Below are 12,076 nucleotides of genomic sequence, written 5' to 3'. Positions count from 1 at the left end.
TTTCCCTTTCCGGCGGTTCCGACTCTATCAGATCCTTTCGGGCCTGATTCCCAGTCAGCGGGAGTTGTCTTCGCGGCTGTTGGGCCGTTCCGACGTCTCAAACTCTAGCGGGTTTTCCCGGCGACTCATAATCGAGCCGTGGAATTGAATTCGGGCATGCCGAATGCGTTCCGTTGGGAGGTCGTGCAGAGTTTGTTTTGCCGCTACCCGCGGCGGGGTGTCGCTGTCGCAGAACCGTTACGGCTCCGTGGCAACCCGAAGAACTCTACGGATCGAGCGGGTGGCTGTCAACCCACCCAACTGCCCTCCGGTCGGAGCGTCAAACGGGTGCTCAGTCCAGGTCGTTGAGGCGGCCGCCGGCGTCCGGCTGGGCGTCCTCCACGCGGCGCAGGAGCCGGGTCAGCACCTCGCCCAGGGCGCCGCGCTCCTCCTGGGAGAGGTCCTGGAGCAGGTCCTCCTCGAAGACCGTGGCGAGACGCATCGCCTCCAGCCACTTCTCGCGGCCCTCCGCGGTCAGCTCCACGATCACGCGGACGCGGTTGCTCTCGTCGCGGTCCCGGGTGACCAAGCCCTCCGCCACCATGCGGTCGATCCGGTGCGTCATGGCGGCCGGCGTGAGGCCGAGCCGCTTGGCCAGCTCGCCCGGACCCATTTGGTACGGAGCACCGGAGAGGACGAGGGCCTTGAGCACCTCCCACTCGGCGTTGCTGATCCCGAGAGTCGCGGTCTGGCGGCCGTAGGCGACGTTCATGCGGCGGTTCAGGCGGCCGAGGGCCGAGACGATCTCCTCGACCTGGGGATCCAGGTCCTGGAACTCCCGCTGGTACGCGGCGATCTGTTCTTCAAGTGTCGGCTCACTTGGGCCGGGGGTGTCACCCATGGGCCGAGTATGGCACGGGCTCACTTGGCGTTGAAGTGCTTCAGTGTGTACAGTTTAGGTCTGAACTTTAGCTTCGAAGTCTTCATCTCTAAGGCTTCACCACGGACTCCCAAGGCAGGTGAAAGTGACCAGGGCGATGGGCGCAGCGATGCGTCGAATCCAGGCAGGCAGCGCGCTGAGCGCGTTCGGCATCGGTTTCACGGTCCCGTTCCTCTACGTCTACGTGGCGCAGGTGCGGGATCTGGGAGCCAGTACGGCGGGCATCGTGCTCGCCGCGTTCGCCATGGCCGCTCTGATCGTCCTGCCCGTCACCGGCCGCGTCATCGACCGTCGCGGCCCCCTCCCGGTGCTCGTGGGCGCGGCGGTCGTGGCGTCCGTGGGCGCGGTCGCGCTGGGCCTCGCGAACAGCGAGCCGACGGCGATCCTCGCCGCGGCCCTGCTCGGCGCGGGCACCGCGGTGATGCAGCCGGCGCTGGCGACGATGATCGTCTGGTCGTCGACGCCCGCCACGCGTACGCGCTCCTTCGCGATGCAGTTCTTCCTGCAGAACCTCGGCCTCGGCATCGGTGGCCTCATCGGCGGCCAGATCGTCGACGAGAGCCGCCCCGGCAGCTTCCTGCTGCTTTTCTCCATCGAGTCCGTGATGTTCCTGGTGCTGGCGGCGATCGCCCTGACCGTGCGCCTTCCGCACGCGCCGGCCATCCAGGACGCCATGCCCAAGGACGCGTCCGCGCCGCGCGGCGGCATGCGCGCGCTCCTGCGGCACAAGGCCATGGTGCAGCTCTGTGTGCTCGGCTTCGTGATCTTCTTCGCCTGCTACGGGCAGTTCGAGTCGGGCCTCTCGGCGTACGGCGTGGAGGCCGCGGGCATCTCGGCCTCGACGCTGGGCATCGCGCTGGCCGCCAACACGGCGATGATCGTCGTCGCGCAGTTCGCCGTCCTGAAGTTCGTCGAGCGGCGCAAGCGGTCCCGGGTGATCGCCGCCGTGGGTCTGATCTGGGCCTTCGCCTGGCTCCTCGCGGGGTACGCGGGCGTCGGCCACGGCAGCCAGGCGATGGCCACGGCCGCGTTCATCTCGACGTACGCGCTGTTCGGGCTCGGTGAGGCGATGCTGTCGCCGACCGTCGCGCCGCTGGTCGCCGATCTGGCGCCGGGCGGCATGGTCGGGCAGTACAACTCGGCGTTCGCCCTGGTGAAGCAGCTGGCCCTCGCGGTCGGCCCGGCCGTGGGCGGCCCGATGGGCGCCGCGCTGCACGTCCCGTACATCGTGACGTTCGTGCTGTTCTCGCTGGGCATCACGGTGCTCGCGGTGCGTCTGGGGCGGCAGCTCACCCCGGTGCAGAACCAGCCCTCGCTGGCCAAGAGCCCGGTGGTGGCGCAGGGCGGTCCGGCCACCGAGCCCGCCGCGGCGGCCAACGCTTAGGAGACCGCACCGGAGCGCGCTACTTGGGCAGCGCGAACTCGCACCAGACGGCCTTGCCGCCGCCAGGGGTGCGGCGCGAGCCCCAGTTCGACGCGATCGTGGCGACGATGGCGATGCCGCGTCCCGCCTCGTCGGCCGGTTCGGCGCGGCGGCGGCGCGGCAGGTGCTCGTCGCCGTCGGTCACCTCGATGATCAGGCGGCGGTCGGTGCGGCGCAGCCGCAGCCGCATCGGCGGGGTGCCGTGCTGGAGTGAGTTCGCGACCAGTTCGCTGGCCGCGAGGACCCCGAGGTCGTGCAGGTCCGGGGCGAAGCGCCAGCTCGCGAGGACACCCGTGGCGAAGGCACGCGCGCGTGGCGCCGCTTCGATCCCGCCGAGGAGCTCCAGGGTGGCGTTGCGGAACAGCTCTGCGTCGGAGCCGGCGCGGGCGGGGTGCTGGAGGACGAGGACGGCCACGTCGTCGTCGTGGTCGGCCGCCACGCCGAGGGCGCGGATCAGCCGGTCGCACACCACCTGGGGCGTGCCGGTGGCGCCGGCGAGGGCGCGCTCCAGGGACGCCACTCCCTCGTCGATGTCCTCGCCGCGCCGCTCCACCAGGCCGTCGGTGTAGAGGACGGCGGTCGAACCGGGCCCGAGCGGCACGGACCCCGATGTGTGCTGCCAGCCGCCGGTGCCGAGCGGCGGGCCCGTGGGCTCCTCGGCGCGGTGGATCACGCCGTTCTCGTCGCGGACGAGGATGGGGAGGTGCCCCGCGGACGCGTAGGAGAGGCTTCCTTCGTTCGGGTCGTGCACCGCGTAGACACACGTGGCGATCTGCATGGCATCGATCTCGGAGGCGAGGCCGTCGAGGAGCTGCAGGACCTCGTGCGGGGGCAGGTCGAGGCGAGCGTATGCCCGCACGGCGGTGCGGAGCTGGCCCATGACGGCCGCCGCGCGCACTCCGCGGCCCATGACGTCGCCGATGACGAGGGCGGTGCGTCCGCCGCCGAGGGTGATCACGTCGTACCAGTCGCCGCCGACCGCTGCCTCGGTGCCGCCCGGCTGGTACGTGGCCGCGATGCGCAGGTCGTCGGGCTGCTCCAGTTCCTGGGGCAGGAGTGACTTCTGGAGGGTGACGGCCGTCTCGCGCTGGGCGCGCTCGCTGGCACGCAGGCGCTCGGCGGCCTCGGCGTGGTCGGTGACGTCGGCGGCGAAGACCAGGACGCCGCCGCCCTGCCCCGCCCCGTCGGCGGGCCCGCCGACGGGCAGCGTCACCGGGGTGCACGTGAACGTGTACGAACGGCCGCTCGGCGCCTTGCGGGACTTGACGGTCCGTGGCTTCGCGCTGCGCAGGACCTGGTCGAGCAGGGGGAAGAGCCCCAGCTCCGCCAGTTCCGGCAGTGCCTCGCGCGCGGGCTCGCCGAGCGGGCGGGGCCCGAAGGCGGTCGCGTAGGAGTCGTTGACGTAGGCGACGCGGTGGTCCGCGCCGTGCACGAGGGCGACGAGGGCCGGGACGCGGTCGAGCACCTCGCGGACCGGCAGGGCGTCGACGCCGTCGACGGGGGTGGTGGCGCGGGCGTTGTCGGAGAGCCGCTCGGCGCGGGCTGCGGGGACGGAGCCGTCCCCGCGCGGTGCCGCGGGGACCGTCTGCTCGGTCCGCGCCGCCGCGCGGCGCTGCGTTCCGGGGAGCCGGGCGCTCCAGCGCGTGAAGTTCACTGCGTTAGGCCTCGTGGTGTCGCTTCTGGATCGGCTTCGGGATCGAAAACACAGCGTGCGAGGGCGAGTGGCCAAGGGCCGGCCTCGCGGCCGGACCATGGTCACACGGACAGTCTGACCGTCCGGTCCGGCATCCGCCGGGCCCGGCCGGTATCCGTCAGACGCCGGGTGCGTGCGGGGAGTTCCTGACTCCGGTCAGGAGGACTCCTTCGGGGGCTTGTGACCGGCCGCGAGTTCGAATTCCGCACGGGGGTGTTCGAGCGAGCCCAGGGAGACGATCTCGCGCTTGAACAGCCCGGACAGGGTCCATTCTGCGAGCACACGGGACTTGCGGTTGAAGGTCGGCACTCTGCTCAGGTGGTAGACGCGGTGCATGAACCAGGCAGGGTAGCCCTTCAGCTTGCGTCCGTAGACGTGCGCGACACCTTTGTGCAGTCCCAGGGAGGCCACCGAGCCGACGTACGCGTGCGTGTACCTCTTGAGCGGCCGCTCGTGCAGGGACGCCACGATGTTGTCGCCGAGGACCCTGGCCTGGCGTACGGCGTGCTGTGCGTTGGGGGCGCACTCCTTGCCGGCTTCCTCGGCGGTGACGTCGGGGACCGCGGCCGCGTCTCCCGCGCCCCACGCGTGCGTGGTCCCCTCGACGGTCAGCTCCGGGGTGCACTTCAGCCGACCGCGTTCGTTCAGCGGCAGGTCGGAGGCGGCGAGCACCGGATGCGGCTTGACGCCCGCGGTCCACACGACGGTGCGGGTGGGGAAGCGCGAGCCGTCACTCAGAACGGCGACACGGTCCTCGCACGATTCGAGCCGTGTCTCCAGGCGTACGTCGATATTGCGTCGCCGCAGCTCGCCGACGGTGTACTTGCCCATCTGAGCGCCCACCTCGGGCAGGATGCGCCCCATGGCCTCGACGAGAATCCACTTCATGTCGTGGGGCTTGATGTTGTGGTAGTACCGCGAGGCGTAGCGCGCCATGTCCTCCAGCTCGGCGAGCGCTTCGACGCCCGCGTAGCCGCCGCCCACGAACACGAAGGTCAGGGCCGCGTCGCGGAGGGCGGGGTCGCGGGTGGAGGAGGCGATGTCCATCTGCTCGATGACGTGGTTGCGCAGCCCGATGGCCTCTTCGACGGTCTTGAAGCCGATGGCGTGATCGGCCAGTCCGGGGATCGGCAGGGTGCGCGCGATGGAGCCGGGCGCCATGACCAGTTCGTCGTACGCGATGTCGACGGGCCCCGCGCCCTCCTCCTCGGTGGCGAGCGTGGAGAAGGTCGCGGTGCGCTTGGCGTGGTTCACGGACACGACCTCGCCGATGACGACGCGGCACTTGTCGAGGACGCGGCGGAGCGGGACGACGACGTGTCTCGGTGAGATGGAGCCGGCCGCCGCCTCGGGCAGGAACGGCTGATAGGTCATGTACGGATCGGGGGTGATCACCACGATCTCGGCCTCACCCCGCTTGAGCTCCGCCTTCAGCTTCTGCTGGAGGCGGAGTGCGGTGTACATGCCGACGTAACCACCGCCGACGACGAGAACGCGCACACGGTCCGGGGTGCCGGGGGTCGTCCCCCGGGAGATCGCAGCCTTCACCATCCCATGACGCACCCGGGTCCGGAGTTTGTCCACAGGCCCGGCGAATTGTGTGACCGGAGGCGGCGCGCGGCGGGTGTTCGGGGTGCTGCCGGGACGGGCGGAAGACACGCAGGTCATCCGGGGTGGAGGGGGGAGAGGCCCGGGGTGCAATAAGGCCTGAAACGGTGCGTACTCCGATCGGGGGGCGCACCGTGCGGAACCCACCTCTTCTGAATTGACTCCGGCTCAACTATGTTCGTGGGACGTCGGGGTGTCGGGGGGATGCGCTCGTCGGGCCGAGTTTCGGGCCCGCGGAAGGGTTCACTTCTCACACGCCGGTTGTCAATGGCGGGGAGTGTCTCCGGGGGGAGACGTCATTACCGGGGGAACGTGTATGCACATTCAGGAGACTCACTGGACTTCCGCTGCCGCGTCGACCTCAGCCGTCGGCCCGGGCGGAAACGGACGCGACATGGGGGAAGGAGCGCGCACGACACCGCTGCGTGTCGACGCACAGCGCAATCTCGAACATGTACTTCGTGCGGCGCGCGAGGTCTTCGGCGAGCTGGGCTACGGCGCGCCGATGGAAGACGTGGCGCGCCGCGCGCGGGTCGGTGTCGGCACCGTCTACCGGCGCTTCCCGAGCAAGGACGTCCTGGTCCGGCGCATAGCCGAGGAGGAGACCTCCCGGCTGACGGACCAGGCGCGTGCGGCGCTCGGGCAGGAGGACGAGCCGTGGTCGGCGCTGTCGCGCTTCCTGCGGACGTCCGTGGCCTCGGGAGCGGGGCGGCTGCTGCCGCCCCAGGTGCTGCGGGTGGGCGTCGAGGACGCCGCGCCCGAGGACGGGGCACGGGTGCCGCAGCAGCGGCAGGCGTCCCCCGGCTCGCCCGAGCTGCGCCTCGTGGAACAGCGCCAGGCGCCCGCGGAGGAGTCCGCCTCCCTGGGTGCGGGTGACGATGCCGGGGCGGCGACGCTCCTCGACGTCGTCGGCCGTCTCGTCGAGCGGGCCCGCGAAGCGGGTGAGCTGCGTGCGGACGTCACCGTCTCGGACGTCCTGCTGGTGATAGCGACCGCGGCGCCCTCGCTGCCGGACGCCGCCCAGCAGGCCGCCGCCTCGTCTCGGCTGCTCGACATCCTGCTCGAAGGACTCCGGTCGCGGCCCGTGTGACGCACGGCCGCGACGCGCTCGGTTCGGCGGAGGGTTCAACCGCTGGAGAAACCTCCAGCGGTTGAACCTTCCCCGAACGAGTGACGAGTAGTGCTCGGTTGCGGTAACTCACCTCGGACGAGTGGTTGCCTGTCGGCGCCACCGACATGAGCGCGGCCGTGTGCCACTGTTTCCCGGTGGTCGGGACAGAGTGTGCGGACGGGGGCGTTCCGCGATGAGTACTGACGGAACTGACGGTCGGGACGAGCCGTCCGACGGGTCCGCCGAATCCGTCGCGGAGGCGATATCCGCGAGCGGTGGCACGGATTGCGACGGCCCACCGCCACGGCGGGTGCCGCCTTCGAGCGGCTCCGGCGGCACGGCCGCCGCCGGCGGGCCTTCCGGGCCCCCCAGGCCCGCGGAGGAAGTACCGCCCGGCCCCAGCGTGCCCGCGCAGCGCGCGAGCGGCGCGGACACCCGCTTGCCCGGCACCGGCGGCACCGGCGGGGCCTCGGCAGACGCCGACCTCGTCACGCGGATGCGGGCGGGCGACGACCTCGCGTACGAGGAGCTGTACCGCAGGCACGCCGAGGCGGTCCGGCGCTACGCCCGCACCTGCTGCCGCGACGCCCACACCGCGGACGACCTCACCGCGGAGGTCTTCGCCCGCATGCTCCAGGCCGTACGCGGCGGCAGCGGGCCCGAGCACGCCGTGCGCGCCTATCTCCTGACCACCGTCAGGCGTGTCGCCGCCGGCTGGACGAAGTCGGCCCGGCGTGAGCAGCTCGTCGAGGACTTCGCTGTCTTCGCCGCACAGGCCGCGCGGAGCCAGGAGATCTCCGACGACGACACCCTGGAACTGGGCGCCGACGTCCGCGCGCTGCACGAGGCCGAGCAGTCCATGGCGATGCGGGCCTTCCTGAGCCTGCCCGAGCGCTGGCAGGCCGTGCTCTGGCACACGGAGGTCGAGGACGAGTCGCCGAGTGAGGTCGCCACGCTCTTCGGCCTCGACGCGAACGGCACGCGCGTGCTCGCGAGCCGCGCCCGCGAGGGACTGAAACAGGCTTATCTGCAGGCACACGTCAGCGCCACGCTCACCAGGAGCGAGGAGTGCGCCCGCTACGCCGACCGGCTCGGCGCCTACGCCCGCGGCGGCCTGCGCTCCCGCGCCGAGCGCGGCCTGCGCGAGCACCTGGCGGAGTGCGCGGAGTGCCGCCTGGCCGCGGGCCAGATCAAGGACATCGCCGGCGGCATCCCCGCGGTCGTGCCGATCGCGGTCATCGGCTGGTTCGGCGCCGCCGGTTACGCGAAGGTGGCCGCACTCGTCGGCGGCGGTGCCGCGGCGAGCGCGGGCGCCGGTGCGGCGAGCGCCGCCGTGGGCGGCTCCTCCGGCGGGGCAGCCGCGGGCGGGGCAGCCGCCGAGGGGCTCGGCGCCCCGGTGAAGGCCGGCATCGCGGTCGGCGTCGTGGTGGCCGCCGCGGTCGCCGCGGCGATCGCCCTCTCCGGTGGGGACGGCAAGCCGAAGGACGCCCCGCCGCCCAAGGCCGACGGGCCCGCGGTCTCCGAGTCGATCGTGCCGCAGAAGCCGCCGTCCTCGGCGCCCCGGCCGGAGTCCGCCCCGCCCTCGGCCCCGCCGAAACCGTCCCGCGCGCCCGCGCCGCCCGCTCCGGCACCCGAGCCGAAGCCGCCGGTCAAGGAGACGCCCGAGCCGAAGCCGTCCGAGTCCGAGTCCGAGCCGGAGGTCGAGCCCGAGCCCACGCCCTCCAAGCCGAAACCGAAGCCGAAGCCGACTCCGTCCCCTCCCTCGGCCCCGCGGGTCTACCAGTGGAGCACTCTGCGGTACGACGTCGCCGGCGACGGCACCGGCCCCGAGATGCGCCTCGCCGACAGCAGCTGGGTGTGGCAGCGCCAGGGCCTCTCGGTCGCGGGCACGCGGTACCCGCACGGCGTCACCGTGCACGGCGAGTCCTCCGTGACGATCGACCTGAACCGAAGCTGCTCGACGTACGACGCGGTGGTCGGCGTCGACGACATGACGCTGGGCATCGGCCGACTCCGCTTCTCCGTGTACGCGGACGGGACGCGCCTGTGGCGGTCGCCGCTGCTGAGGGGCGGAGATCCGGCGGCGCCCGCGCACGTGGACATCACCGGCCGCGAGACGATCCGCCTGGTCGTCGAACCCCACACGCGCTTCGACACGGTGGCCCTCGCCGACTGGGCCCGGTCACGGCTGAGCTGCGACGGCTGAGCCGTGCCCGGCCTCGGTGGGGTTCAGTCCCCGGCCGGGTGTGCCGCGGCCCGTAGCTCCTCGTACACGTCGGCCATCGTCAGGGTGCCGCCCGCGGCGCTCGCCGTCTCGTACCGCCCGGTGCCGAGCGCGGCCGTGGCGGCCGAGACGACGCTCTCGGCCGCGGCCGAGTCGGGGAGCGGTCGCGGGCGCCCGCCCCTCAGCCGAGTGCCGACCGCGAGCAGGCGGACGGCCCCCGTGTGGTCGCCCAGTTCGCCCACGAGTACGGCGCCCCGGTCCACCAGCGAGGCGACGATCATCTCGGAGCACTGCCCCTCCACGGCCTCGCGCAGCGCCTCCGCCAGTTCCACGAGGCCCGCCGCGGGACCCGACTCGGCGGCGATGAGCCGCGCCTCCACCCCGCGCAGAGCCGCCTTGAACTGCGCGGGCGGTGTCCCGTACCGCAGTTCGTCCCGCACCCTGGCGCACATCTCGCGTGCCGTGGCCGTGTCACCGTCGTCGAGCGCCAGCAGCGAGCGCAGCATCCACACGAACGCCCGGGTCTCCGTCACACCGTGCCGCTCGGCCTCGGTGCTCGCCTCGTCGAGCGTCTTGAGGGCCCCGGCCCTGTCACCCTCGCGGTAGGCGATCTCGCCGAGCCGGGCCAGGAGGAAGGACGTCTCCGCGTACGCCCCGACCTCGTGGGCCAGGCTCAGCGCTTCCCCGTAGGCCGCGCGGGCCAGCGCGTGGTCGCTGCGGGCCATCGAGGCCTCGCCCACGGCGCTGCTGACCTGGGCGTGCATCCACCGGTCGCCCACCCGGCCGCTCAGCGTCGCCAGCTCGGCGAGGTCCTCGTCGACGCCGGAGAAGTTGCCGTTCATGTCGATGGCCATGTGCACGCGGAACATCAGGATGAGGCAGAGCTCCCAGTCGCCCCCGAACCGACGGCAGTTCTCGACCGTCGCGTCGACGGCGGGGCGCGTGTCCTCCAGTGAGCCGCCGGTGAAGTGGATCGAGAACGCCCAGATCAGGCCGGGGAACGTGGCCGCCTGGGGGCCCGACCGCTTGAAGGCGTCCCGCACCCCCTCGACGTACGCGGTGCGGGCGTCGTCCGGCCGGCCCGCGTCCGGGGACCTGGACTCGGCCACCAGGAAGAGATGGAGCAGCCGGAGCTTCATCCACGGCCAGTAGAGCGGGTCGTCCTCGTCCGGCAGGGCCGCTGCGCCGGCCGACAGCGGTCGCGGAGCCAGATCCAGGACGCGCTCCAGCCATTGGAGGCCCTCCCTGCGGAAGTTGCGCAGCCACCAGAACCAGCCCGTGTTCAGGGCGAGCGCGATGGCCGTCGGCAGGTCACGGGTCTGGAGGGAGTGGTGGATGGCCGCCCGGATGTTGTCGAGCTCGGTCTCCAGGCGGCTGATCCAGGGCAGTTGCTCGGCGGAGCGGAGCAGGGGCTCGGCCCGCTCGACCAGCGCGCGGAAGTACGCGCTGTGGCGCCTCCCCGCTCCCGCGAGCAGGTCGGGGGTCTCGGCGGCGCGCGCGCTCGCGTACTCGTGGATGGTCTCCAGGAGGCGGTAGCGCATGCTGCCGTTCTGCTCGTCCCCGTCCGTGACGGTCACGATCAGGGACTTGTCGACGAGGGCTCCGATGAGATCGGTGGCCGGTCCCGTGCAGACCGCTTCGGCGGCGGACAGGTCCCAGCTCCCCGCGAAGACGGACACCTCGCGCAGCACCGTGCGCTCGGCGTCGTCGAGCAGGTCCCACGACCAGTCGACGACCGCCCACAGGGTCTGCTGGCGGGGCAGGACCGTGCGGGCACCGCTGGTCAGGAGCCGGAAGCGGTCGTCGAGACGGTCGGCGATCTGCCGCGGGGTGAGCAGCCGCAGCCGGGCGGCGGCCAGCTCGATGGCCAGGGGCAGGCCGTCGAGGCGCCGGCAGATCTCCGCGACGGCCGCGGCCGACTCCGCCGCGTCGAAACCGGGCCGCACCGCCGTGGCCCGCTCGGCGAAGAGGCGGTGCGCGGGGTCGGGCGGGAGCGGCTCGACCGGGCGCACGGACTCTCCCGGCACGCCCAGCGGCTCCCGGCTGGTGGCCAGGACCGTGAGGTCGGGGCAGTGCGTGAGGAGGGTCTCGGCCAGCTCGGCGGCGGCGTCGATCACATGTTCACAATTGTCAAGGATCAGGAGCAGGGCGCGGGACGCGCAGTACTCGACGAGCAGGGCGAGGGGGTCGTCCTGCGGGGCGGACAGCTCGCTGGTCATCAGCACGGTCTCGCGCAGACCGAGCGCGCTGACGACAGCGCCTGGCACCGCCTCCGGCCGGTCGAGCGGGGCCAACTCGACCAGCCATGCCTGCGGATGCCCGGCGGCGGCTTCCTCGGCGAGGCGGGTCTTGCCGGAGCCGCCGGGTCCGGTGAGGGTGACGAGGCGTGCTCTGTGTATGTCCGAACGGATGGCTTCCAGCTCGGGTTCCCGCCCGACGAAAGAGGTCAAACGGTTACGGATGTTCCCCTTCCGCTCGGGTCGCGCGAGACGGTCGGGCGTCGCGGAGCCGGTGGGGTGGCGGGGCGAGGGTTCGGTGGGCTCGACGGGCGCGGTGGGTTTGGGGGGCGCGGTGGGCTCGGGGGGCGCGGGCTCGGCGGACACGGCGGGCTCGGCGGACACGGAAGGCCCGGCGGGCGCGGCGGGCGCGGCGGACACGGGGGGCCCGGCGGGCGCGGCGGGCGCGGTGGTTCTTGGAGGCACTGCGGCTTCGGGCCGCCTCACCGGTTGGGTCGGCCCGACCGATTCGGTGATCCCGGCCGATTCGGTGGCCCCGGCCGATTCGGCGGAGCCGGCCGATTCGGCGGAGCCGGCCGATTCGGTGATCCCGACCGATTCGGCGGACCCGACCGATTCGGCGGAGCCGGCCGATTCGGTGATCCCGGCCGATTCGGTGGACCCGACCGATTCGGTGATCCCGGTCGATTCGGCGGAGCCGGACGCCTCGGGAGGCCGGGCTGTTGCGGACGGCCTGGCTGTTTCGGCGCCCCTGGCTGACTCGCCGGGCCCGGCCCTTCCAGCGCCCCCGGCCGACTCGGCGGACCCAGCCCTTCCGGCACCCCCAGCCAACTCGGCGGACCCAGCCCTTCCGGCACCCCC

6 protein-coding genes and 2 pseudogenes are annotated in these 12,076 nt (G+C 72.6%); 4 read left to right on the top strand and 4 right to left on the bottom strand.

All coding sequences use genetic code 11. The features are described 5' to 3' along the window. Nucleotides 1–331: 331 nt before the first annotated feature. On the bottom strand, nucleotides 332–880 hold the full coding sequence (locus AB0I16_RS34805; RefSeq protein ID WP_062782505.1) for a MarR family transcriptional regulator: 549 nt from the start codon (nucleotides 878–880) through the stop codon (nucleotides 332–334). A 136-nt stretch (nucleotides 881–1,016) separates the two neighbouring features. Between AB0I16_RS34805 and AB0I16_RS34800 the strand changes: the two genes are divergently transcribed. After that, nucleotides 1,017–2,303, top strand: coding sequence for an MFS transporter (locus tag AB0I16_RS34800; RefSeq protein ID WP_363253675.1), 1,287 nt, complete (start codon nucleotides 1,017–1,019; stop codon nucleotides 2,301–2,303). 19 nt (nucleotides 2,304–2,322) lie between these two features. Here the strand turns inward: AB0I16_RS34800 and AB0I16_RS34795 are convergent, their stop codons facing one another. Together AB0I16_RS34795 and AB0I16_RS34790 are read right to left on the bottom strand one after the other, a co-directional pair. Beyond that, a complete protein-coding gene (locus AB0I16_RS34795; RefSeq protein ID WP_363253674.1) occupies nucleotides 2,323–3,996 on the bottom strand; it encodes a SpoIIE family protein phosphatase in 1,674 nt (557 codons plus the stop codon). Between the two features lie 195 nt (nucleotides 3,997–4,191). After that, nucleotides 4,192–5,586, bottom strand: coding sequence for an NAD(P)/FAD-dependent oxidoreductase (locus tag AB0I16_RS34790; RefSeq protein WP_363253673.1), 1,395 nt, complete (start codon nucleotides 5,584–5,586; stop codon nucleotides 4,192–4,194). Between the two features lie 373 nt (nucleotides 5,587–5,959). Here AB0I16_RS34790 and AB0I16_RS34785 point away from each other — a divergent pair, with 373 nt between their 5' ends. Both AB0I16_RS34785 and AB0I16_RS34780 read left to right on the top strand, forming a co-directional pair. After that, nucleotides 5,960–6,733, top strand: a complete 774-nt coding sequence (locus tag AB0I16_RS34785; RefSeq protein ID WP_363253672.1) for a helix-turn-helix domain-containing protein — start codon at nucleotides 5,960–5,962, stop codon at nucleotides 6,731–6,733. 517 nt (nucleotides 6,734–7,250) lie between these two features. Then, a complete protein-coding gene (locus AB0I16_RS34780; protein ID WP_363253677.1) occupies nucleotides 7,251–8,960 on the top strand; it encodes a sigma-70 family RNA polymerase sigma factor in 1,710 nt (569 codons plus the stop codon). 23 nt (nucleotides 8,961–8,983) lie between these two features. Here AB0I16_RS34780 and AB0I16_RS34775 read toward each other — a convergent pair. Next, nucleotides 8,984–11,449, bottom strand: a pseudogene (locus AB0I16_RS34775) (AAA family ATPase); the annotation flags it as partial. A 64-nt stretch (nucleotides 11,450–11,513) separates the two neighbouring features. Between AB0I16_RS34775 and AB0I16_RS34770 the strand changes: the two are divergent. Next, nucleotides 11,514–12,076: pseudogene (locus AB0I16_RS34770) on the top strand (hypothetical protein); the annotation flags it as partial.

Origin of the sequence: Streptomyces sp. NPDC050703 (assembly GCF_040654435.1) — a bacterium.
GTDB lineage: Bacteria > Actinomycetota > Actinomycetes > Streptomycetales > Streptomycetaceae > Streptomyces.
This window is presented reverse-complemented; position numbering and strand designations above follow the sequence as displayed.